Below are 21,947 nucleotides of genomic sequence, written 5' to 3'. Positions count from 1 at the left end.
ACGGCCGGGGCGGGGGCGCGGACCCCCGCCCCGGAGCGTCACTTCTTCGGAACGAAGTTCCAGAGGTAGGGGTATGCGTTCCCGGTCTGGGTCTGGACCGAGGTGTTCGGGTCGGTCGCGTAGGTCTGCTGCGGGCGGTACCAGGGCGCGAACCAGGCCTGCTTGACGATGTACTCGTTCAGCTGCTTCGCTGCCTTCGCCGCGTCGTCCTTGCTTCCGCTCTGGATGGTCTTGGCGAGCGAGTCCACCGTGGGGTCCGTGGTGTGGAACGGGTTCCAGCCGGCCTTGGGCAGCACGTCCAGGGTGAGGGTCTCCCACGTGGTCGGTGCGGCCTTCAGCTGCATGACGGTACTGCCGTACTTGGCGGCCAGCAGATCGCCGAGGAAGCTCGTGGGGGCGACGTTGACCTCGTCGACCTTGATGCCGATGTCGCCGAGGTACTGCTTGGTGAGCGCGTAGGTGGCGGGGGTGAAGCCCGACGAGGTGGGCATGGTGAGGGTGATCTGGCCGTCTCCGTAACCGGCCTCCTTCAGCAGCGCCTTCGCCTTCGAGACGTCGTAGGTGTAGTAGCCGTCCATCGCCTTGTCGTAGCCGGAGGAGTCCGGCGAGAAGATCGAGGAGGTCACCGTGCCGTACCCCTGGCCGATCGCCTTCAGCATCGCCTTGCGGTCGAACGCGTAGTTGATCGCCTGCCGCACCCGCACGTCGCCGAGGGCCGGTGTCGTCGTGCCGGCACGGTCGAACAGCAGGAGGCCGAAGAAGTTCAGCTGCTGGCCATTGGCGGCGTAGCCCGCGCCCTTGATCTGGGGGATGGTGGAGTTGTCGGTGAGCGGTGCACCGTTGATCTGGCGGCCCTTGATGGCGTTGAGGATCGCGGTCGGGGTCGAGTAGACGTTCATGACGAGCTTGGCGTAGTGCTGCTGCTGCGGCGCCCAGTACTTCGGGTTCTTGGTGAACACGTAGGTCGAGCCGACCACGGTGGCCTTCTTGTCGAGCACGTACGGGCCGGAGCCGACCGGCGTCGTCTTCTCGTCCGGGGTCCCGAAGGCCGCCGGGCTCTCCTGGAGGCCGGGGTTCTGCGACAGGAACGACAGCAGCGACGGGTTCGGCGCGCTGAGGGTCAGCTGCAGCGTCGTGGGGTCGACCGCCTTCGCGTCCGCGAGGGTGGCGAGGTACGCCTTCTGCGGGGAGGTGCCGTCGCGGAAGCGGAGGAGGTTCTTCGCGGCGACATCGGCGTCGAACTTGGTGCCGTCGGTGAACGTCACGTCGTCGCGCAGTTTCATGGTGAGGACGGTGTTGTCCGCGTTGTACGACCACTTGGTCGCGAGCCACGGCTTCACCGTCCCGTCCGGATCGGCGTGGAGGAGCGTGTCGTAGACGGCCTGCAGGTAGGGCGACTCGTTCGCCCAGGCCGAGTTGTTTACGGCGAACGTGGTGGAGGCCACGATCGTGCCGATCGTCAGCGTCCCGCCGGTGGCCTTCGAGGACGAGCCGGCGGAGGAGGCTGCTGGACTGCAGCCGGATAGTGCGATCGCAGCGATCGCGGACGCGGCGAGCGCCGTCACCAATCGCTTCCTGAAGTTGAACATCTTTGTCTCTTCCGGTGCCGTGCGGTCCACCGTGGACCGACCTTCCGGCGAAGGTAACAGCTTTTCGCGGAGGATTCCACAAGTTGAGTAAAAAAAACTAGATTTGTGGAATACTTTCCTCACGGCTCACCGGCGGCTTACGCTGGAATCCGCCAGTCCATCGACGCAGAGGGGACGCCATGAAACTGGAGCACCTGCTACTCGGGGTCCTCCTCGTGCGACCGCGCACCGGCTACGACCTCACCCGGTATATGGAGATGGAGGGCGTGTTCATGCGCCCGCGCACCCAGATGAGTCAGATCTACCGCTCCCTCAGCCAGATGGCCGAGCGCGGGTGGGTCACCTACACCGTCAGCACCCGGCCGGGGGCGCAGGACGCGAAGATCTATCAGACGACGCCTCTCGGGCGCGAGGTGTTCATGCACTGGCTGACCAGCCCGTTCCAGCCGACGCTGGAGGCGGTCAACTACGAGTTCCGTGCCCGGTTGTTCTTCTCCGGCTTCCTCGACGAGGAGGCCGCGATCGACCTCATCACGACCGAGATCGACTCCCGCAGGCGGCAGATCGCCAAGTACCGGTTCCGCGATCGCACCATCCACGCCGATCCCGACTCCGGGTTCGATGTGGACCTGGCCTCGGCGATCGAGGACCACCAGCACGAGGCGGGAGCGGAGGCCATGGACACGCTCGTGGCGCGCCTGGAAGAGCTGCGCGAGTTGATCCGGGAGCGACGCTCGGTCCGCGAACGGGCCGTCGCCCAGCCGGTCGGCCGGTGAGATGACGACTGCACAGCACCGCATCGCACAGGCGGACATCCCGGCGGGATCGTTCGTGATGGGCGACCGCACGGGCGACGGCCGCGCCGCCGACGGCGAGCGCCCGCTGCACGGCGTGAGCCTGCCCGCCTTCGGCATCGACGTCCACACCGTCACCAACGACGACTTCGCCGTCTTCGCCGACGCGACCGGCTATCGAACCGAGTCGGAGGTGTTCGGGTACTCGGCGGTCTTCCATCTGGCCTTCGCAGGCGACGAGAAGGACATCCTCGGCCGGCCGCCGCAGACGCCGTGGTGGATGGGCGTCGCCGGCGCCGACTGGCGGCACCCGGGAGGCCGGCACTCCACGCTCGAAGGTCTCGGCGACCACCCCGTGGTGCACGTCAGCTGGAACGACGCGCAGGCCTACTGCGCGTGGGCCGGCCGGCGACTGCCGACGGAGGCGGAGTGGGAGTACGCGTCGCGCGGCGGCCTGGAAGGCGCCAGGTACCCGTGGGGAGACGACCTCATGGTCGACGGCGCCTGGAACTGCAACATTTGGCAGGGCGACTTCCCGGCGACGAACACGCTGGAGGACGGCTACCTCACCACCGCGCCGGCCCGGCACTTCGCGCCGAACGGCTACGGGCTCTACCAGACGGTCGGGAACGTGTGGGAGTGGTGCCAGGACTGGTACGACCCCGGGTACTACCCGGTCTCGCCCGAGACATCGCCGACCGGGCCGGTCTCCGGCCAGCAGCGCGTCCTCCGTGGCGGCTCGTTCCTCTGCCACGACTCGTACTGCAACCGCTACCGCAACTCCGCGCGCTCCCAGAACACGCCGGACTCCGCCATGTCGAACGCCGGTTTCCGCACCGTGTCGCTGGGCGCCTGACCGAAAGGACCATCATGACCGACGACGACACCCCCACCGTCGAGCCCTCGGACCAGCCGGCGGACTGCTGCGCTCCCGGGCGGGCCGCGTTCCTGCAGCCGGCTGCCGAACGCCCGGCCGACACGTGAGCGCCGCTCGACGCTTCCCCGCCTCCGTCTTCGCCACGGGCGAGGAGCCCGACGCACGCTTCAGCCTGGCCAACGAGCGCACGTTCCTCGCCTGGATCCGCACCGGCCTGGCCCTGCTCGCCGGCGGCGTCGCCCTCGAGGCGCTCGGACTCGGCATCCATCCCGGCTTCCGCCTCACGGCGTCGCTCCTGCTCCTCGTCGCCGGCCTGCTCACCCCGCTCCAGGCCTGGATCGGCTGGAAGGCGACGGAGCGCGCCCTGCGTGCCGGCACCCCGCTTCCCAGCGCACCCCTCACCCTGGTGCTGACCGTCGTGGTGCTGGCGGTCGGCGTCCTTGTGCTGCTCGGCGTCGTCTACCGGTGAGCGAACTCTTCGATCCCGGCCTGCAGCCGGAGCGCACCGTGCTCGCCTGGCGCAGGACCGGGCTCGCACTGTTCGCCGGCTCCTTGGTCGCGGCCCGCGTGCTGCCGGAGACGCTCGGGCCGTGGGCCGCGCTGCTCGGCTTCTCCGGTGTAGCCGCGGCGGGTGCCCTGTTGTGCGCGATCCAGCTCCGCTACCGGCGCCATCACCGCCGGCTGCTCACCGACGGCGATCTCGCACCGGTGGCGGAGGGCGTGCTCATCGCGGCGACGGCGTCCTTCGTCGCTGTGGCCGCAGTGGTGAGCATCGCCGTGGTCGTCGCCATCGCCTTCGCCCGCTGACCCCGACGCCGGCCGCCGGTCAGAAGTAGCCCCGGCGCTCCAGGAGGGAGACGGCCTCGTCGCGGCCCGAGACACCGAGCTTGGCGTAGAGGCTGCGCGCCTGCGACTTGATGGTGTTGATGGACACGTGACCGTCCTGGGCGATCTGCGTGAGCGTTGCGCCCGAACGCAGCCTCTCGGCGAGCGCCTGCTCCCGCGGCGACAGCCTCGGCAGCGACGGCGGCTCCTCCGGATCGCGCGGCACCGCCTCGACCCGCGCCGCGATCTCGGCGGCCTGCGCGGCCAGGTCGGGATTCGCCTCCCTCAGGCGGTGCAGCAGCCTCAGCGTCTCGGCGCGCGGCAGCGTCAGGAGCGGCGTCGCCGAGCCGGACGACAGGATGTGGTGGAACGCCTCCGCGAACGCCGCATCCGCTCGCGCCTCGTGCCCGAGCCGCTCCAGCGCGATCGCCCGGCGCAGCAGGATGGGCGGCAGGGTGCGCAGGCAGTGCTCCGCCCCCACCCGGATACACCCCGCCGTCGCGGCGAGGGCCTCCCGTTCCTGACCGAGCTGGAGGTGTGCCGAGGCGCGCTGCATGTCGAAGCACAGCGAGTGGCTCCCGGTGGAGTCCACGCCCTCCAGCAGGCGCAGCGCTCGACGCGGATCGCCCCGAGCGAGGAGGATATCGGCCTGCATTCCGAGGGCGAACCCGCGGACCATGTACTGCCGCTGGTCGACGGCCGTGCCGTGCGTGATCGCCGCCACGGCCGCGGCGGCCTGGTCGAGGCGCCCCTCGACCAGCAGTGCCATCGCCTCCGCCGCCCGGGCGGTGACCTCCATCGTCTCGTCCTCCGGGTCGATCGAACGCACCCGCGCCGAGAGCGACCGCAGCCGGGCGCCGTCGAACGCGGCCGACGCGACCAGGATCGCAGCGAGGAAGAACGGATAGTCGTTGACCGTCGCCTCAGCGTCCCCTCGGGTGACGTCGTCGGCGATCCCGCCCTCCCGGATCACCCGCTCGGCGCCGACGTACTCGCCGTTCATCGCGCGACAGACCGCGAGGAGGGCGCGGGCGCGGCCGGCGACCCACCCGCCGTCCGCGATGTCGAGCGCGCGCAATGCGGCGGAGGCGCCCTCGCGGGACCACCCCGCCGAAGCGAAGGCCTCGGCGACGGCCGACCACAGCACGGCCTCCGCGCTCTCGACCCCGCGTCCCTCCAGCAGGGCGCCGACGGCCCCCAGTTCGCGTCGCGCCTGCTCGACCGCGGCGTCCAGGCGACCGAGCCGCGTCAGCGCGACGATGACGGCGGCCGTCAGGCGCCGGCTGGCCGCACCGCGCGAACGCGGGACGGAAGCCGGGTCGAACAGGGCGACGTGCTGCAGCAGGAGCGGCGGGATGCGGGTCGTGCCCCGTTCCACGAGCTCGAGCAGCTCGTCGGCGGCCCGTACGGCACCGGGCAGCTCGGGGCGTGCGCCCGTCCCGGAACTCTCGCCTTCCACGCCCGATTGTAAGCACGCCGACCTTCCACCCCTCCGCCACCGGCACCCCCGTCGGGCGGAGAATTCACCCTCCGATTCACCCCCTGAACCACCCGGACCGCGGCGACGCCCCCGCGCTGGGGACGCCACCCTGGTGACGAGCCGGGGCGGCGTCTGTGGGACACCCGAAGACTTGCAGGAGCCGCCTCCCCCCGTAGCGGCTCAGCGGCGCCCTCGGATTCGGGCTTCCGGGGGCGCCGGCCGTTGTGCCGGCGATCTGACAGAGTGGCCCCATCACGACCCCGAGGAGAGGATCCCCGTGTCCGCACCGTTCCCGCCCGTCCAGCCTGCGACCAACCCGGGCCCCACCTCCGAGCGCTGGAATGTCCTCGCGATCGTGGGCTTCGTCGGCTCCTTCTTCGTCTCGCTGCTGGGCATCATCCTCGGCTTCATCGCGCTGTCGCAGATCCGCCGCACCGGTGAGCGCGGTCGCGGACTCGCGATCGCGGGGATCGTCATCGGCTTCGTCGCCGTCGTCATCACCGTGCTCTGGCTGATCCTCGTGCTCGTCCTGTTCGCGAATGCGGCGGCGAACGGGCAGATCCAGGTCAACCACGGCTGATCCGCGCGCACCTCGCATGCTGACCGCGACGCTCGAGCCCCGCCGCCAGGGACGGACAGGCCGCCTCATCGGCATGATCGGCGGCGTCGTCTCCGCCCTCTTCGACGGGACGGCGGAGCACACGGGCGACTTCGACCTCGTGCTGCGGAGCGGCTCGCACGAGCTGCACCGGATGGACGCCGGCGGGGCGGAGGAGGCGAACAGCCTCCTCGCCGCCGTGCGCGCCGACATCGCGAGCCGTCCGGCCGCGGACGTGCTCGCCGCCTGGCGGGATCACACGGACTGAGCGCCAGCGACGCCGAACCGAGCAGTCGAACGTTCGAATCTCCCGGTCACTTCTCCGGCGTCGGACCCTCCTGGCGCCAGATGACGGCCTGGGCCACGTAGCCCGTCGTCCCGTTCCAGGTCAGGGCCGGGCCGCCGTGCAGTTCGTAGCCGAGGTCCAGCGCCTGCGACACGCGCTCGCAGAACACCGAGTCGTCGACGCCGGTCAGCAGGCGGTAGCGCGGCAGGCGTGCATTCGTCGTCTCCATGCCACCCATCGTGGCACGCTCAACCGCCGAAGGACGCGAGCGCGTCGTCGGCCAGCGCCGTCCGCAGCCGGGCCACCGCGCCCTGGTCCACATTGACGATCGACTGACCGTCCGCCGAGGTGCCTGTCCCGGCGGTCGGGAGGGTGAAGGAGTGGATGCTCGACGCACCCGAGAGCCGCATGCTCGCCGCCAGCTGGAGCATCTCCTGCATGCCGAAGCCCTGGTCGACCTTCACGGAGGAGCCGGCGGCCGCGGCGAACGAGGTGACCTTGCCGGGGTCGGCGAGCACGTCGAGGCTCATCAGCTTGGCGGCGAAACCGCGCATGAGGGCCTGCTGGTCGGCGACGCGCTGGTAGTCGGCCGTCGGGAACGCGTAGCGCTCCCGGGCGAAGGCGAGCGCCTGCGCCCCGTCGAGGTGGTTCATCCCTTTGACGAAGCTGTAGTGCGGCGACTTCACGGTGGTGAAGGCGACCGGGCTGTCCACATCCACTCCCCCGAGCGCGTTCGTCATGTTCGTCAGACCGGCGAAGTCGACGATGGCGACATGGTCGATGCGGGCGCCGAGCAGCTGCTCGACGGTCTGGACCACCAGCGGCGTGCCGCCCCAGGCGAGCGCCGCGTTGATCTTCGCCGTGCCGTTGCCCGGGATGGGCACCCAGAGGTCGCGCATGATCGAGATCAGGTAGACGTTCCGCCGGTCGGCGTCGATGTGGACGAGCATCATCGTGTCCGCCCGCTGGTTCGAGACGCCCGTCTGCCCGACCTCCGTCGGGGCGCCGCGCGAGTCCGACCCGAGGAGCAGGATGTTCATCGCCCCGGTCGAGGTCGCAGCGGGCCGGACGGTGTCGGCGGGGAAGGCGCGCTGGATGTGCGAGACGTGCGAGTCGAACGTCGAGGCGACGGAGCCGACGTAGACGGCACCGCCTCCCACAGCGACGACGACCGCGACCGCCACGGCGACGACGACCGCCGCCAGCGCGACGAACCACGCGTGGTGCGGCCGCCGGGCCGTCGGGTGGTGATGGTGGTGGTGGTGAACCGAATAGGAGACCAAGGCCCCATCCCTCCTTCGCGTCTGATCGGGGACGCATCGTCGGGTTCTTGGAGGTGAGCTTTGCTCATCTATTCGTCAGGCTACCTCGGGATTCCTGAATTGTCCTCACTTTGGAGGACGGACTTGTACCCCAGTTCGGGGGCGGAGGGCGTCGACGATCAGCTCGAGCAGCCGATCCGCCTGCGCGAGGCCCGCCTCACCCTCCGGCACCCGCCACAGGGCACTGAGCAGCAGGATGACATCGTCCGGATCCACACCCTCGCGCACCTCCCCGCGCTCGGCGGCCGCGGCGAGCAGTCGCGCGATGGCCCGGCTCACGGGCGTCCAGGTGGCCCCGATGACCTCCTGCGCCTCGGGGCTCGTGAGCGCCTCGCCGATGCCGTGCTTGATCCGGGCGTAGGCGGCGAGCTTCCTCGCCCAGGAGCGGAAGGCGTCGAGCGGCTCCTCGTGCTCGAGCATCCGATCGACCGAGCCCACCAGCTGCTCGACCTCCTCCTGGTAGACCGCCAGCAGGAGCGCCTCGCGGGTCGGGAAGTGCCGGTACAGGGTGCCGGCGCCGACGCCGACCAGCTTGGCGATGGAGTTGAGCGAGACGTCAGGGTCGTCCGAGAACGCCCGGTAAGCAACTTCCAGGATGCGGGAGCGGTTGCGCTGCGCGTCCGATCGGCGACCTCCCGACGACGATTCCGGTGCCATGCGCCATCCTCTCTTGCAAAACGGAGAACTCTCCGGTAGCGTCCCTCCCACAAGCGGAGAACTCTCCGACTATACCCGCAAGGAGATCCCATGCAGTATCGCAAGCTCGGCACGACCGGCCTCGACGTCTCCCCCATCGCGATCGGCGCGATGACCTACGGCGAGCCCGACCGCGGCCACCCCGTCTGGTCCAAGGGCGAGGAAGAGGCGCGGCCGCTCATCAAGCACGCGCTGGAAGCCGGCATCAACTTCTTCGACACCGCCAACATGTACTCCAACGGCTCGAGCGAGGAGATCCTCGGCCGGGCGCTCGCCGACTTCGCCGACCGCGACGACGTCGTCATCGCCACCAAGCTGCGCCACCCGATGCGGCCAGGGCCGAACGGCCGGGGCCTCTCCCGCAAAGCGATCATGACCGAGGTCGACCACTCGCTGCGCCGCCTGGGCACGGACTACATCGACCTCTACCAGATCCACCGCAACGACCACTCCACCCCGCTGGAGGAGACCCTGGAGGCGCTGCACGACCTCGTCAAGGCGGGCAAGGTGCGCTACCTCGGCGCGTCGTCCATGTTCGCGTGGGAGTTCGCCAAGGTGCTCAACCTGCAGAAGCAGCACGGCTGGGCCCGGTTCGTCAGCATGCAGGACCACTACAACCTCCTCGCCCGCGAGGAGGAGCGCGAGATGATCCCGCTCTGCCTGGACGAAGGCGTCGGCACGATCGTGTGGAGCCCGCAGGCCCGGGGCCGTCTGACCCGCGCCTGGGACGAGGCGCGCACTACCGTGCGATCCGAGAGCGACGGCGACTACGCCGACCTGCTCTACACGCCCGCCGAAGAGGAGTCGAACCACGCCATCATCGACGCGGTCGGCGAGGTCGCCACAGCGCACAGGGTCAGCCGGGCGACCATCTCCCTCGCCTGGCTGCACCGCCAGCCGGTCGTGACCGCTCCGCTGGTCGGCGCCAACACCACGCAGCAGATCGACGAGGCCATCGCCTCCCTGGACGTGGAGCTCACCGATGACGAGGTCACCGCCCTCACCGCACCGTACACACCGCGGTGGGACTGGCAGGGCGTCTCCGACGAGGCGACGCTCGAGGCCATCCGCCGCCGCGTGCCCGGGATGGCGCTGCGCTGATCGCCGCGGGAAAGCCGGGGTCTTCCGGTCGAGAGACGCCGACGGGCCGTCGCTCGGCTGGGGGCTACCGTCCGCCCCGCCGACGTCACACCCCAATTGTCCGCCATGCGCAACGAAAAGCCAACGAGCGCATTCGCTTCGGCCGGCGTCAGCGCAGGATGCCCAGCCCCCGCGCCTCCGCCACCGCGGCCGTCCGCGAACCGACGCCGAGCTTCGAGAAGACGTGCACGAGGTGGGACTTCACCGTCGCGTCCGTGACATGCAGTCTCGCCGCGATCTCGCCGTTCGACGCGCCTTCCGCGACCAGCTGGAGCACCTCGATCTCGCGCGCCGACAGGCTCACCTGCGGGGCGCGCATCCGGGCGAGCAGGCGGCCGGCGATGGCGGGGGCGAGGGCGCTCTCCCCGCGCGCCGCCGCCCGCACGGCGGCCACGAGCTCGTGCGGCGGCGCGTCCTTCAGCAGATAGCCGCTCGCTCCGGCCTCGACAGCGCCGAGGATGTCGCCGTCGGTGTCGTAGTTGGTGAGGACGAGCACGTACGGCGCCGCATCCAGCGACCGGATACGGCGGGTCGCATCCGCTCCGGTGTCGGCCTCGCCGAACTGCAGGTCCATCAGCACCAGTTCCGGGGCGAGCCGCTCAGCGAGCTGGACCGCCTCGTCCGGCGTCGCCGCCTCGCCGACCACGGTCACGTCCTCCGCCGCCGTCAGCAGCGCGCGCAGGCCGGCGCGCACGACCGGATGGTCGTCGGCGATCAGGACATGGATCATCGCTCCCCCGTCCCGAGCGTGACCGTGAGGGTCGTGCCGCGGCCCGGAGCGCTGTCGATGCGCAGCTCTCCCCCGAGCTGATCCACCCGCTCCTGGATGGCGCGCAGCCCGAACGAGTCGGTCGACGCGGCGACGGCGCGCGCGGCGGCAGGGTCGAAGCCGGACCCGTCGTCGGCCACGACCAGGCGGATGCGGGATCCGTCGGCCTCGAGCTCGATGCGCACGTTCGCGGCGCCCGCGTGCTGCGCGACGTTCGCCACCGCGCCCTGGGCGATCCGCAGCAGCGCGGTCTGCGCGTCCATCGGGATGCGGTCGTCGACCACGGCGGTGACGGTGACGGTCAGTCCGTCGCGCGTCCACTGGTCCCCCAGCCGCCGCAGCGCGGGCCCGAGGCCCTGGTCGAGGGACGGCGGGGTCAGCTCCCGGATGAAGCGCCGCGTCTCCGAGAGCGCGTCCGCCGCCGTCTCGCGGGCCAGCCGGACGTGCTCGATCCCGGGCCGGCCGTCGTCGGCCTGCTCCGCCGCGAAGAGCAGCAGCCGGATGCTCGACAGGCTCTGCGCCACGGTGTCGTGCAGCTCGCGCGCCAGGCGGGAGCGCTCCGCGAGCATGCCCTGCTCGCGCTCGGACGCGGCCAGCCGGTCCCGGGTCGCCAGCAGCTCGGCGAGCAGGGCCTCCCGCTCGGCCGACTCCCGGGCGAGCGCGCGATACCCGAGGCCGATCAGGAGGGCGACCCCCGCGCCGACCAGCGGCCCGATGACGCCGCCGAGAGTGAAGCCCGAGTGCAGGCCGAGCGCGACGATGGCGACGACGGTCGCGACCACCACCGCGACCGGTCCGATCCTCGGGGGCAGCACGTGCAGGTAGAGGAAGAAGAGCGGGAAGACCAGGTAGGCCGCCTCCGGCACGAGGAAGACGAGGGCGACCCACACCAGGGTGAGTGCCGAGATCCACAGCACGCCGCCCACCCGGCGGCGGTCCGCGGACTGGCGCGCGACGACGGCGCCCGCGACGTAGACGGCGGCGAACAGGAGGGCCAGCAGCAGCGCGACCCAGCCGAACGGCGACGGGACGAGCAGCACCCGTAGCACCACGAGCGCGAGGAGCGCGGCGACCAGCACGTGCAGGCCGATGCGCAGGCCGACGAACACGGGGGTCAGGGGTGTGTGCGGCATGTCGTCCTCAGGATACGAAATGCGCGGCCGGAGCGGATCAACCGAAAGTTCGATCGCAGGACCCATCCGGCTGGCGATGACCGGCCGCGCGCCCGACGGAAGGCTGGAGAAGGCGTCGCGGAGGGTCCGCGGCCCGGAAAGGACCAACGTGTTCGTCGCCTGGCGCGACCTCCGGCACGCCCGTGGCCGGTTCCTCCTGATCGGCGCGGTCGTCGCCCTCATCACCCTCCTCGTCGGCTTCTTGGCCGGCCTCGCCGGCGGGCTCGCCGCGCAGAACGTCTCGGCCGTCCTGAACCTGCCGGGCGACCGGCTCGTGCTGCAGACCTCGAGCGGCGAGCGGCCGTCGTTCTCGGAGTCGACCCTGTCGCCCGAGACCGTCTCGGCGTGGCGGCACGCCGACGGCGTGCACGAAGCCACCGCCATCGGCATCGCGCAGGGACGTGCCTCCCGCGCCACGTCCGGCGGCACCGCGTCCGGCGACGCGACCTCGGTCGGTGTCGCGCTGTTCGGGATGCCGGACGACGCTCCGGCCTCCGCCGTCACCGACCTCGCCCCGCGACGCGACGGCGAGATCGGCCTGTCGGCCGGCGCTGCGAAAGACCTGGGGGTCGGAGTGGGCGGCCACGTGTCCATCGCCGGCACCAGCTATCGGGTCGGCACGGTCGGCGGCGACCTCTGGTACAGCCACACCCCTGTCGTCGCACTGACCCCGTCCGCCTGGGCCGCCGCCGACAGCCGCCTGGGCGGCAGCGGCGAGCCGACCGTGCTCGCCGTGAGCGGCTCCCCCGACTGGGACGCCGTCGCCTCCGCCACCGGAACGGTCGCGAACCCGGCGCTGCTGAGCCTGACCGCGCTGGAGACCTTCACGTCGGAGATCGGGTCGCTCGGCCTGATGATCGCGCTGCTGTTCGGCGTCTCCGCCCTGGTCGTCGGCGCGTTCTTCACCGTGTGGACGATGCAGCGCTCCGCCGACATCGCCGTGCTCAAGGCGCTCGGCGCATCCACGGGCGCCCTGGTCCGGGATGCGCTCGGCCAGGCCCTGGTCGTGCTGGTCGTCGGCATCGGCGTCGGGATGGCCGCGGTCGTCGGGCTCGGACTCCTGGCCGGCGGCGCGCTGCCGTTCCTGCTCAGCCCCCTCACCACCGCCCTTCCCGCCGCCGCCATGGCGCTGCTGGGCCTCGCCGGCGCGGCCGTCGCGCTCCGCACCGTCACCTCCGCAGACCCCCTCACCGCACTCGGGAGCAACCGATGATCACCCTCGACGACGTCACCCTCACCTTCCCGGACGGAGACGCGCGCATCACCGCGGTCGACCGCGTCTCCCTCACCGCCCGACCGGGCGTCGTGACCGGGATCACCGGGCCGTCCGGCTCCGGCAAGTCCTCCCTGCTCGCCGTCGCGGCGACGCTGATCCGGCCGGACTCCGGCCGCGTCCTCATCGACGACGTGGATGCCGCCGGCCTGACCCGACGCGAGGCGACGGCCCTGCGCCGCGACCGCATCGGCATCGTCTTCCAGCAGTCGAACCTCCTGCCCGCTCTGACCGCCCGCGAGCAGCTGCTCGTCATGGCCGAGCTCGGCGGCCGGCGCGACAGGCGCAAGGAGGTGGGGCGACGCGCCGACGAGCTCTTGGACGCGGTCGGCCTCGCCGCGCACGCCGGCAAGCGCCCCGCTCAGCTCTCCGGCGGCCAGCGCCAGCGCGTGGCGATCGCCCGCGCCCTGGTGCACGAGCCGTCCGTGCTGCTCGTCGACGAGCCCACCAGCGCGCTCGACCAGGAGCGCGGCGCCGCGATCATGCAGCTCATCCACGACCTCAGCCGCGACCGCGGCACCGCGACCCTGCTGGTGACGCACGACCTCGTGCACCGCGGAGCCCTGGACGAGCTGGTCACGATGGTCGACGGCAGGGCGGAGGTGCCCGAGGCGGCGCGGGTGCCGTGACCGGTGTTCGCTGAGCGCGCGTCGGCACCTGGCAAACGCCTGGGCGACGCTGGACCGGGGCATGGAACGCGTCTACCGTCCGATGTCGGTCTGTGCCGTCTCCGCGCACGGACCGCGGAAGGAACCACCGTGATCGACCTGACCTCATCGCCGCACCTGAGCGCGCGGCTCTCGCCGGACGCGACCGGCGAGCTGACCGGCGACGGCGTGCACGAGAGCTTCGCCGAGGACAGCACGCAGCGCCTGCGCGAGGCCGTCTTCGGCCGCGTGGGCGAGCTGGCGGCCGCCGCCGGCCGCCCGGTGCGGCTCACCGTCTCCGACGAGGAGGGCGACTGGCTGCTCGCCGTCCAGCCCGACGGCAGCATCGGCGACGAGGAGGCCCTCTCGGTCGGTTCCATCGACGCCCCCGAGCCCATCCCCTCCGCCGACGCGCCCGCCCGCGAGTCGTTCCTGTACGTCGAACGGCCCCGCCCCGACCGCGCGAAGCAGGGCCTCCGCGGTGCCCTCGCCCGGGCCGGGATGCCGCTCGCGCCCTCCGCCGCCGAGCTCCGGGAGCGGGCGGAGCTGGATGCGGTGAGCCGCCACTGGGCCGGACCCCGCACCATCGCGATCGTGAACGGCAAGGGCGGAGCCAACAAGACGCCGACGACGGCCCTCCTGTCGGCGGTGTTCGCGCGCAACGGCGGTTCCGGCGTGCTCGCCTGGGACAACAACGAGACCCGCGGCACGCTCGGCTGGCGCACCGAGAAGGACGACCACGACGCCACCGTGCAGTCGCTGCTGCCGGCGACCGACACCCTGATGTCGGCCGGCGCCCGCACGGCCGACATCGGCCATTACGTGCACCACCAAACGCCGACAAGTACGACGTGCTCCGCTCGAACCCGACGATGCTCGCCACCGAGCAGCGCATCTCCAGCGCCGACTTCGACCGCCTCCACACCGTCGCCACGAAGTTCTACCGGCTGGTCATCATCGACAGCGGCAACGACGAGTCGGCCGAGCGCTGGCTCCGGATGATCGACCACACAGACCAGCTCGTCATCGCCACCACCGCGCTCGGCGAGCATGCGGAGGCGGGCGCTCTGCTCCTGGAGGCCTTGCTGCAGCGGGACGCGCACTCGGCCCGGCTGGCGCGCGAGGCGGTCGTGATCGTGTCGCAGTCCGAGCGCACCGGGCCGGCCTCGGAGGTCGGACGCGTCGCCAAAGGCTTCGAGCCGCTCGCCCGACGGGCGGTCACCATCCCGTTCGATCCGGAGATGCACGGCGGCCGGCTCTCGTTCGAGTCGCTGGCGCCGCGCACCCGCCGCGCCTGGCTGCACGCAGCCGCCGCGGTCGCGGAAGGTCTCTAGCGGCGGTCGAGCGAACCGACCTGCTTCCCGCCCGTCCGGTAGACGACGAGCTTGCCGCCGTCGACCTTCGCGGTGTCGGCCAGGTTCAGCCACGGCGTGACGCCGGGGCATGCCTTGGTGATGGAGGCGAACGGGCCGAAGGTGAAGGTGTCTCCCGACATCGAGCCCTTCCCCTCCACCGGGTTGCAGCCGTCGCTCCCGGAGAAGGAGCCGTCGGACGAGATGGTGAGAGACGGCTGTCCCGAGGCGACCGTGCCCCAGTCGCCGACGAACGGGGAATCGGAGGACGTGCATCCGGTGAGCGCGAGGAGCGCCACCACCACAGCGGCTGTGAGGACGCCGCGAGCCGATCGGCTTGTCATGGGCTCGACCGTAGTGGGCCACGCACGCTACGGCCAGCCCCGTCGTGAGGAGAGCAGTTTCGGAGAAGCGCCACCCGCGTCCGACCCTCTACGGTCGGAGGCATGACGAAGACCACCGAGACCACATCCACGTCCGCCGCCTTCACCGACGAGGAGCGCGCCGCCATGAAGGAGCGCTCCAAGGAGGTCAAAGGCGCCCGCCGCGGCAAGGCGACGCGCGAGGAGGACACGCAGGACGTCCTCGACAAGATCGCCGAGCTGCCCGACCACGACAAGCGGCTGGCCGAGCGCGTCCACGCCATCGTGACCGAGACCGTGCCCGACGTCTGGCCGAAGACCTGGTACGGGCAGCCGGCGTACGCCATCGGCGGCAAGACGTTCTGCTTCTTCCAGCCGTCGTCGAAGTTCAAGACCCGGTACTCCACTCTCGGCTTCAACGACCCCGCGCAGCTGGATGACGGCACCCTGTGGCCGGTCGCCTTCGCGATCGTCGACCTGACGGCGGAGGACGAGGAGCGCATCCGGGAGCTCGTGAAGAAGGCCGCCGGCTGACGAGGGCGCACGGGGTGGGTCGCCGTCCGGCGCTCCACCCCCCGCATGGGTGTCCCCCAAAATGCCGCTACCGGGAGCGCTCCGATTCATAGAGGCTCATGGAGTGAACGAGCAGACCGGGGTGCACAGGGACGCGGGATCCACCCGCGAGACCATCCTGCGCCCGCACCGCCACCTGTTCCTCCGGGGCATCGTGGCGGTCCTGGCCCTGACGACGCCCGTCTTCGCGGTGCTCTACTGGCTGACCATCCCGGTCGGCTGCTGGCCCTTCGTGCTCGTCGCGCACCTGATCGTGATCGCGCTGACGATCACGGGAGTGGCATCGTTCCTCAACACGACCATCGTCGTGGGGCCGGCCGGTGTGCGGGAGCGCGGCTTCTTCGGCCGCACGGTGCGCGTGGCCCCTGGGGAACCCGGCGCCGTCATCATGGTGAAGGTGTACGAGGGCAGCACCCTCGACGTCCTGCCCCAGCTGTTCGTCGCCTCGGCGGAAGGGCGGCTCCTCATCCGCATGCGCGGCCAGTTCTGGTCGTCGGAGGACATGGAGCGCGTCGCCGAGGAGCTCGACGTCCCGGTCACCCGTCCCGCCGAGCCGATGACGCCAGCCCAGCTGCGGCAGACGTGGCCGCGGCTGCTGTACTGGTTCGAGCGCGTCCGCTTCGCCCGCTGACCGTCGCCGAACCGCCCGCGCGGTGTCGTCCGTCCGTGCCAGGATGACAGCGTGACCGCGCGCACCGACGTCGAGCCGCGAAGCAAGGGGCTGCTCACACCGGGGGCGCCCGTGCGGATCGCGCGGCTGTTCCCCGGCGACCGGGCGGCACTCTTCGTGCGCCACTACTGGCTGCCGCGGTGGGAGCTGCCGGCCGGCACGAGCATCCGGCAGGACGTGCTCGAGTACCCGACCGCGAACCTCGTCGTCGAGCCGGAGGGTGCTGCGCTGTTCCGCGCGCACCGCGGTCTCAGCACGCGCACCCTGGAGGGTTCGGGATGGGCGTTCGGCGTGCTGCTGCACCCCGGCGTCGCGCGCGGCTGGGCCGGGGCCTCGCTCCGCGGCCTGCCGTCCGCGCTCCCTCTCCCCCGCCTCCGGGTCGACGGCACGGGCGGGCTGGCCGAGGAGGTCCGCGGCGGGATGGCCCGTGGTGACGACGACGCGGCGGTCGCCGCCTTCGAGGCGTGGCTCGGCACCCTCCCCGAGCCGGACGACGACGCCCGCTTGGTCGACCGGATCGTCACGGCCGTCGAGGACGACCGCGACCTGCTCCGGGTCGAGCAGCTGGCGGAACGGTTCGGGCTGGGCGTGCGGCACCTCCAGCGTCTGGTCGCCGGCCACATCGGCTTCGGGCCCAAGTGGCTCATCCAGCGCTACCGGCTGCAGGAGGCCGCGGCGGCGCTGCGCTCGGAGGAGCCGCCGCCGCTCGCCGACCTCGCCGCCGCGCTCGGGTACGCCGACCAGGCTCACTTCAGCCGTGAGTTCAAGGCGGTCGTCGGCTCCACTCCCGGCGCCTACTCGGCGGCGGTCCGGAGATGAGCGGCGACGCACGCGACAACGATGCGGTCCTCGCGCCCTGGCGCGAGCGCTGGAGCCTGCGGCCGGACGGCGACGCGTTCGCGACCCCGTCCAGCGTGCTGCAGCCGGTCCGCCGGGGCGAGCAGCGGCTGTTCCTCAAGCGTGCCGTCTCCCACGAGGAGCGCGTGGGCGGCGACGTGCTCGCCTGGTGGCACGGCGAGGGGGCGGTGCGCGTGCTCATGGCCGAGGATGACGTGCAGCTGCTGGAGCGGGCCGACGGCCCGCGCGATCTGGCGGCGCTCGCGCGCGGCGGGCCCGACGGCGACGACGAGGCGACCCGCACGCTCTGCCGGACCGGGCTGCGCCTGCACGCCGCCGGAACGCCGCCCCGGCCGGCCGGGCTCTTCCCTCTGCGCCACTGGTTCCGCGACCTGATCGACCGCGAGCACGACGATGACCTCCTCGCGGAGGCCCGGGCGACGGCGCTCGACCTGCTCGCGCACCCGGCGGGTGACGTCGTGCTCCACGGCGACCTCCACCACGGCAACGTTCTCGACGGCGGCGAGCGCGGCTGGCTGGCGATCGACCCGAAACCGCTGCACGGCGACCCCGGGTTCGACGTGGCGAACGTGCTCTGCAACCCGGACGCCGGGGTCGCGCTGGCGCCGGGACGGCTCGAGCGGGCGGTCGGCGTGATCGCGTCGGAGACCGGGATGGGTGAGCGCCGCATCCTGTGCTGGGCGCTGGCCTGGGGCGCGCTCTCCGCGGCGTGGTCGGAGGCCGACGGCGGCGACCCGACCGCTGCCCGCGGTGTCGCCCGGCGAGCCCGGGCGCTGCTCGGGCAGGACGCGGGCGGGCGCTAACGCCGGCGCCGCGTCCCGAAGATGCCCTCGACCACGCTGCCCAGGATGTCGCGCGTCGCCTTCGAGCCCAGCACCTGCTCCAGCACGGTCTTGTCGCTCCGCGAGGAGCTGCGCCGGGTCGTCTGGCGCGGCGTGGTCTGCCGCAGGATGCGCTCGTACTCCTTCTGAGCGGCCCGGTCGGCGGCCTCACGCGCCTTCGCGTCCGCCTTGGCCTGCGCCTCCGCCTCCTTGCGTGCCTGCTCGGCCGTCTTCGCCGCGGCCGCCTCCGTCTCCGCCTGTGCGGCGGCCGCCGCTGCCGCGTCGAGCTTCCGGCCGAGCATCTCCCTCGCCGAGTCGCGGTCGAGCGGCGTGCCGTACTTCTGCTGCAGCGGCGAGGCGGCGACGATCGCCTCCACCCGGTCGTCCGGGGTCGGCGACATGGAGCCCTGGGGGGCGCGCAGCCGCGTCCACGCGACCGGGGTCGGCGCACCCTTCTCGTTCATCACGGTGACGACCGCCTCGCCGGTGCCGAGCGACTGCAGCACCTGCGCCAGGTCGTAGCCGGAGGTCGGATAGGTCGAGACCGTCGCCTTGAGCGCCTTCGCGTCGTCGGGGGTGAAGGCTCGCAGCTGGTGCTGCACGCGCGAGCCGAGCTGGGCGAGCACGTCCGACGGAACGTCCTTCGGCGTCTGGGTGACGAAGAAGATGCCGACGCCCTTCGAGCGGATGAGACGGACGGTCTGCGTGATGGACGCCAGGAAGTCCTTCGACGCGTCCCGGAACAGCAGGTGCGCCTCGTCGAAGAAGAACACCAGCTTCGGCTTGTCGAGGTCGCCGACCTCCGGAAGGTCGTTGAACAGGTCCGCGAGCAGCCACATCAGGAAGGTGGAGAACACGGCGGGCTTGTCCTGCACGCCCGGGACCTCCAGCAGGCTGACCACGCCGGTCCCGTCGGGGGCGACGCGCAGGAACTCGGCGGTGTCGATCTCGGGCTCGCCGAAGAACGCGTCCGCGCCCTGGTCGGCGAAGGCGATGAGCTCGCGCAGGATGACGCCGACGGTGGCGCTGGAGAGCCCGCCCAGTCCGGCGAGCTCCTCCTTGCCGTCGTCGCTGGTGAGATACGTGAGCACCGCACGCAGGTCGGCGAGGTCGAGGAGCGGCAGGCCGGCCTGCTCTGCGTAGTGGAAGACCAGGCCGAGGCTCGACTCCTGCGTCGCGTTGAGGCCGAGCACCTTCGACAGCAGGAGCGGCCCGAACCCGGCGACGGTCGCACGCAGCGGGACGCCACGTCCCACCCCGCCGAGCGAGAAGAACTCGGTGGTGGCGGCCCGCGGTGCCCAGTCCTGTCCGATGCCCCGGTTGCGCTCCAGCAGCTTGTCGTTCGGCTCGCCGGGCGTCGCGATCCCCGACAGGTCGCCTTTGATGTCGGCCGCGAAGACCGGGACTCCGGCCGCGGAGAGCTGCTCGGCGAGTACCTGCAGCGTCTTCGTCTTGCCGGTTCCCGTCGCGCCGGCGACCAGGCCGTGGCGGTTGGTCATGGCGATTGGGATGCGGACCGGCACGTCGGGCCGGGCGTCGCCGTTCACCAGCGCACCCAGCTCGAGCACGCTTCCGTCGAACGCGTACCCGGAGCGGACGGCGTCGACGCCGGCGGCGTCGAGCGGGCCGGATGCCGGATCGGGCACGGTCGGCGGGGCTGTGGCGGCCGCACGCGCCGCCTCCGCTGCGGCCGACGCCTCCTGAGCCCGCCGCACGGCCTCCGCCGCCTCCGCCTGCAGCCGCTCGGCCTCCTGCGCCGCCGCCTCGGCCTCCGCCTGCGCCTTCGCCACCGCGTCCGCGTCGCTCATGCGGCACACTCTACTGGCGGCGGTGCGCCAGGAAGAAGGGATGCGGCCGGGTCGCCTCCAGCGCGAGCTTGTGCGCCAGGGGCGTCCACACGATGACGGCCACGGCGGCGCCGAGCAGCAGACCGCCGACGGTGTCGCTGATCCAGTGCGCCCCGAGGTAGGTGCGGCTGACCGCCATCAGCACGGCCCACACCACGCCGAGGCACCAGACCCAGACCCGCGGGAAGAGGATGCCGAGCACGACCACCATGGTCGCCGCGTTCGCCGTATGCCCGGACGGGAATGAACCCGTGTCGGCATGGACGAGGATCTCGGTCGGCCGTGCCCGGTCGACGGTGTGCTTCAGGATCTGGACGCAGATCACCGAGACCGCGCTCGCGATCGCGAAGTAGCCGGCGCCCCACGGCCTACGGAAGGCCAGCAGCAGCAGGACGATCACGACGGGAACTACGACCGAGCCGACGATGCCGCCGCCGGCGTAGTTGAAGAACAGGGCAGGGCCCAGCCAGAACGGCGAGCGGTGCTCGACGATCTCGCCCATCCACTCGGTGTCGAGCTCGAACGGCAGCTTCGGTCGCAGCGCGATGATGATGCCGAGCCCGACGACGAGGGCGACCGCGACCGATCCCGCGACCACCGGCCAGCGCCGGGTGACCTGGGCGGCTTTGGCGACGTCGTGGCCCTCGGCGTCGGGCTTCGGCGGGTCGCTGTGCTGCACGGTCATGCCCGCCACCGTACCCGGAGCGGCATGTGTCGCCTAGCGGCGTCAGTGGGCGAGTTCGGGAACCGTCCGCGGCCGCACCACGAGCCAGAGCGACGCGATCGAGACGAGAGCGCAGATCGCCATGACCGCTCCCATCGGCGCCGCGCTTCCGACGCCGAGGATGCCGACGATCGGCGAGACGATGCCCGCGGTGCCGAAGTTGAGCGCGCCGAGCAGGCTCGCCGCCGTCCCGGCCTCGTGCCCGTGGCCGTTGAGCGCCAGCACCTGAACGCACGGGAAGCCGAAGCCGCACGCCGCGATGAAGAACCAGAGCGGGATGGCCGTGCCCCACAGCCCGACGTGCGCCTGGTCGAGCACCACGATCGTCACCGAGGCGAGGAACATCACGACGGTCGAGCAGGCCAGGATCCACTGCGGGCCGACGTACTTCGTCAGCCGCGACGCCGACTGAACGCCGATGATGATGCCGATGGAGTTCACCGCGAACAGCAGGCCGTACTCCTGGGCGTTGAACTTGTAGATCTCCTGGAAGATGAACGAGCTCGACGACAGGTACGAGAACAGTCCGGTGAAGTTCGCGGCGCCGACGATCGCGATGCCGACGAACACGCGGTCGCTGAGCACGGACCGGTACCGCTGCCCGACCGTGGCGTGGCCGGCGTCGCGGCGACGCGCCTTGGGCAGGGTCTCCACGATCCAGAGGGCGACGCAGGTGACCACGAACAGGCCGTAGACCGCGAGCACCACGAAGATGCCGCGCCACGGCATCACGAGCAGCAGCCAGGATCCGATCACGGGAGCCAGCACCGGCGCGAGCCCGTTGACCAGAGCGAGGCGGCTGAGCATCCGCACCAGCGGGCGTCCGCCGAACAGGTCGCGCACCATCGCCATCGCGACGACACCGCCGGCCGCCGCGCCGATGCCCTGCAGGGCGCGCGCGACGCCGAGCAGCTCGACGTTCGGGGCGATAGCGGCGGCGAGACAGGCGAGGATGTGCACGGCCGTCGCGACCATGAGCGGGGTGCGGCGGCCGATCTTGTCGGACCACGGACCGACCAGCAGCTGCCCGACGCCGAACCCGATGGTCGTGGCGGTCAGGGTCAGCTGGATGGCGGCGGTCGAGACGCCGAAGTCGTTCTGCAGCGTCGGCAGCGCCGGCAGATAGGTGTCGATGGTGAACGGGCCCAGTGCGGTCAGCGCGCCCAGGATGAGGATGTAGGCGAGGCGCTGGCGGCCGGAGAGCGAGTCCCCGGGATGCACGACGGTGGTCACGAGACGTCCTTGACGGGTCGAAGGTGGGAGGAGGAGGCC

Annotated in this window: 25 protein-coding genes; 14 read left to right on the top strand and 11 right to left on the bottom strand. The window is 71.7% G+C overall.

The genetic code is table 11. From position 1 onward, the window contains the following. Window positions 1-38: 38 nt before the first annotated feature. Entirely contained in the window at window positions 39-1,589 is a 1,551-nt protein-coding gene (locus tag P5G59_RS20165) for an ABC transporter substrate-binding protein (protein ID WP_301220816.1), read from the bottom strand. A gap of 179 nt (window positions 1,590-1,768) precedes the next feature. On the opposite strand from P5G59_RS20165, the gene P5G59_RS20160 reads away from it, so the two are divergent. The 4 genes from P5G59_RS20160 to P5G59_RS20145 all read left to right on the top strand — a co-directional run bounded on the left by P5G59_RS20160 (window position 1,769) and on the right by P5G59_RS20145 (window position 4,067). Continuing rightward, complete coding sequence (locus tag P5G59_RS20160) at window positions 1,769-2,365, top strand: PadR family transcriptional regulator (protein WP_301220815.1); 597 nt, start codon at window positions 1,769-1,771, stop codon at window positions 2,363-2,365. A gap of 1 nt (window position 2,366) precedes the next feature. Further along, window positions 2,367-3,239 carry a formylglycine-generating enzyme family protein gene (locus P5G59_RS20155; protein WP_301220814.1) on the top strand — a complete coding sequence of 291 codons (873 nt, stop codon included), beginning with the start codon at window positions 2,367-2,369 and terminating at the stop codon, window positions 3,237-3,239. A 124-nt stretch (window positions 3,240-3,363) separates the two neighbouring features. Next, window positions 3,364-3,729: a YidH family protein gene (locus tag P5G59_RS20150; RefSeq protein ID WP_301220813.1), complete on the top strand. Its 366-nt coding sequence runs from the start codon at window positions 3,364-3,366 to the stop codon at window positions 3,727-3,729. Beyond that, window positions 3,726-4,067 (top strand): DUF202 domain-containing protein, encoded by a 342-nt coding sequence (locus tag P5G59_RS20145; protein ID WP_301220812.1) that lies wholly within the window; start codon window positions 3,726-3,728, stop codon window positions 4,065-4,067. The genes P5G59_RS20150 and P5G59_RS20145 overlap by 4 nt, the downstream gene beginning before the upstream one ends. Before the next feature lie 19 nt (window positions 4,068-4,086). On the opposite strand, the gene P5G59_RS20140 is transcribed toward P5G59_RS20145, so the two are convergent. Next, window positions 4,087-5,544 carry a helix-turn-helix domain-containing protein gene (locus tag P5G59_RS20140; RefSeq protein ID WP_301220811.1) on the bottom strand — a complete coding sequence of 486 codons (1,458 nt, stop codon included), beginning with the start codon at window positions 5,542-5,544 and terminating at the stop codon, window positions 4,087-4,089. A 298-nt stretch (window positions 5,545-5,842) separates the two neighbouring features. Here P5G59_RS20140 and P5G59_RS20135 point away from each other — a divergent pair, with 298 nt between their 5' ends. Beyond that, window positions 5,843-6,145 carry a DUF4190 domain-containing protein gene (locus P5G59_RS20135; RefSeq protein ID WP_301220810.1) on the top strand — a complete coding sequence of 101 codons (303 nt, stop codon included), beginning with the start codon at window positions 5,843-5,845 and terminating at the stop codon, window positions 6,143-6,145. A 16-nt stretch (window positions 6,146-6,161) separates the two neighbouring features. Continuing rightward, window positions 6,162-6,431, top strand: a complete 270-nt coding sequence (locus P5G59_RS20130; RefSeq protein WP_301220809.1) for a hypothetical protein — start codon at window positions 6,162-6,164, stop codon at window positions 6,429-6,431. A gap of 46 nt (window positions 6,432-6,477) precedes the next feature. Here P5G59_RS20130 and P5G59_RS20125 read toward each other — a convergent pair whose 3' ends face one another. From P5G59_RS20125 to P5G59_RS20115, 3 genes are all read right to left on the bottom strand, one after another. Next, on the bottom strand, window positions 6,478-6,678 hold the full coding sequence (locus P5G59_RS20125; protein WP_301220808.1) for a DUF1737 domain-containing protein: 201 nt from the start codon (window positions 6,676-6,678) through the stop codon (window positions 6,478-6,480). Window positions 6,679-6,697: 19 nt separating this feature from the next. Next, entirely contained in the window at window positions 6,698-7,732 is a 1,035-nt protein-coding gene (locus P5G59_RS20120) for an LCP family protein (RefSeq protein ID WP_301220807.1), read from the bottom strand. 105 nt (window positions 7,733-7,837) lie between these two features. Further along, a complete protein-coding gene (locus tag P5G59_RS20115; RefSeq protein WP_301220806.1) occupies window positions 7,838-8,428 on the bottom strand; it encodes a TetR/AcrR family transcriptional regulator in 591 nt (196 codons plus the stop codon). 90 nt (window positions 8,429-8,518) lie between these two features. Here P5G59_RS20115 and P5G59_RS20110 point away from each other — a divergent pair, with 90 nt between their 5' ends. Continuing rightward, a complete protein-coding gene (locus tag P5G59_RS20110) occupies window positions 8,519-9,568 on the top strand; it encodes an aldo/keto reductase (protein WP_301220805.1) in 1,050 nt (349 codons plus the stop codon). Between the two features lie 148 nt (window positions 9,569-9,716). Here P5G59_RS20110 and P5G59_RS20105 read toward each other — a convergent pair whose 3' ends face one another. Together P5G59_RS20105 and P5G59_RS20100 are read right to left on the bottom strand one after the other, a co-directional pair. Next, window positions 9,717-10,337: a response regulator gene (locus tag P5G59_RS20105; RefSeq protein WP_301220804.1), complete on the bottom strand. Its 621-nt coding sequence runs from the start codon at window positions 10,335-10,337 to the stop codon at window positions 9,717-9,719. After that, entirely contained in the window at window positions 10,334-11,509 is a 1,176-nt protein-coding gene (locus P5G59_RS20100; RefSeq protein WP_301220803.1) for a sensor histidine kinase, read from the bottom strand. Before P5G59_RS20100 ends, P5G59_RS20105 begins: the two co-directional genes overlap by 4 nt. Before the next feature lie 148 nt (window positions 11,510-11,657). On the opposite strand from P5G59_RS20100, the gene P5G59_RS20095 reads away from it, so the two are divergent. The 3 genes from P5G59_RS20095 (at window position 11,658) to P5G59_RS20085 (ending at window position 14,470) form a co-directional block, all read left to right on the top strand. After that, window positions 11,658-12,761 (top strand): FtsX-like permease family protein, encoded by a 1,104-nt coding sequence (locus P5G59_RS20095; RefSeq protein ID WP_301220843.1) that lies wholly within the window; start codon window positions 11,658-11,660, stop codon window positions 12,759-12,761. After that, a complete protein-coding gene (locus P5G59_RS20090; RefSeq protein ID WP_301220802.1) occupies window positions 12,758-13,450 on the top strand; it encodes an ABC transporter ATP-binding protein in 693 nt (230 codons plus the stop codon). Before P5G59_RS20095 ends, P5G59_RS20090 begins: the two co-directional genes overlap by 4 nt. Before the next feature lie 129 nt (window positions 13,451-13,579). Then, window positions 13,580-14,470: a ParA family protein gene (locus P5G59_RS20085; RefSeq protein ID WP_301220801.1), complete on the top strand. Its 891-nt coding sequence runs from the start codon at window positions 13,580-13,582 to the stop codon at window positions 14,468-14,470. A gap of 328 nt (window positions 14,471-14,798) precedes the next feature. Here P5G59_RS20085 and P5G59_RS20080 read toward each other — a convergent pair whose 3' ends face one another. Then, window positions 14,799-15,164 carry an META domain-containing protein gene (locus P5G59_RS20080; RefSeq protein WP_301220800.1) on the bottom strand — a complete coding sequence of 122 codons (366 nt, stop codon included), beginning with the start codon at window positions 15,162-15,164 and terminating at the stop codon, window positions 14,799-14,801. Window positions 15,165-15,266: 102 nt separating this feature from the next. Here P5G59_RS20080 and P5G59_RS20075 point away from each other — a divergent pair, with 102 nt between their 5' ends. The 4 genes from P5G59_RS20075 to P5G59_RS20060 all read left to right on the top strand — a co-directional run bounded on the left by P5G59_RS20075 (window position 15,267) and on the right by P5G59_RS20060 (window position 18,086). Beyond that, window positions 15,267-15,716: an iron chaperone gene (locus P5G59_RS20075; protein WP_301220799.1), complete on the top strand. Its 450-nt coding sequence runs from the start codon at window positions 15,267-15,269 to the stop codon at window positions 15,714-15,716. Window positions 15,717-15,819: 103 nt separating this feature from the next. Continuing rightward, the gene (locus P5G59_RS20070) at window positions 15,820-16,386 is read left to right on the top strand and encodes a hypothetical protein (RefSeq protein WP_301220798.1); all 567 of its coding nucleotides are present in this window, start codon (window positions 15,820-15,822) and stop codon (window positions 16,384-16,386) included. A gap of 51 nt (window positions 16,387-16,437) precedes the next feature. After that, on the top strand, window positions 16,438-17,244 hold the full coding sequence (locus P5G59_RS20065) for an AraC family transcriptional regulator (RefSeq protein WP_301220797.1): 807 nt from the start codon (window positions 16,438-16,440) through the stop codon (window positions 17,242-17,244). Then, window positions 17,241-18,086: an aminoglycoside phosphotransferase family protein gene (locus P5G59_RS20060; RefSeq protein ID WP_301220796.1), complete on the top strand. Its 846-nt coding sequence runs from the start codon at window positions 17,241-17,243 to the stop codon at window positions 18,084-18,086. Before P5G59_RS20065 ends, P5G59_RS20060 begins: the two co-directional genes overlap by 4 nt. On the opposite strand, the gene P5G59_RS20055 is transcribed toward P5G59_RS20060, so the two are convergent. The 3 genes from P5G59_RS20055 to P5G59_RS20045 are packed head-to-tail and all read right to left on the bottom strand — an operon-like array spanning window position 18,083 to window position 21,908. Then, window positions 18,083-19,912, bottom strand: a complete 1,830-nt coding sequence (locus P5G59_RS20055) for a helicase HerA-like domain-containing protein (protein ID WP_301220795.1) — start codon at window positions 19,910-19,912, stop codon at window positions 18,083-18,085. The genes P5G59_RS20060 and P5G59_RS20055 overlap by 4 nt on opposite strands. A 10-nt stretch (window positions 19,913-19,922) precedes the next feature. Next, a complete protein-coding gene (locus tag P5G59_RS20050) occupies window positions 19,923-20,636 on the bottom strand; it encodes a phosphatase PAP2 family protein (protein WP_301220794.1) in 714 nt (237 codons plus the stop codon). 42 nt (window positions 20,637-20,678) lie between these two features. Then, window positions 20,679-21,908, bottom strand: a complete 1,230-nt coding sequence (locus P5G59_RS20045) for a multidrug effflux MFS transporter (protein ID WP_301220793.1) — start codon at window positions 21,906-21,908, stop codon at window positions 20,679-20,681. Between the last annotated feature and the right edge of the window lie 39 nt (window positions 21,909-21,947).

Source organism: Leifsonia virtsii, from assembly GCF_030433675.1.
GTDB classification, from domain to species: Bacteria; Actinomycetota; Actinomycetes; order Actinomycetales; family Microbacteriaceae; genus Leifsonia; species Leifsonia virtsii.
The sequence above is the reverse complement of the archived record's forward strand: the minus strand, read 5'-3'. Positions and strand labels throughout refer to the sequence as shown.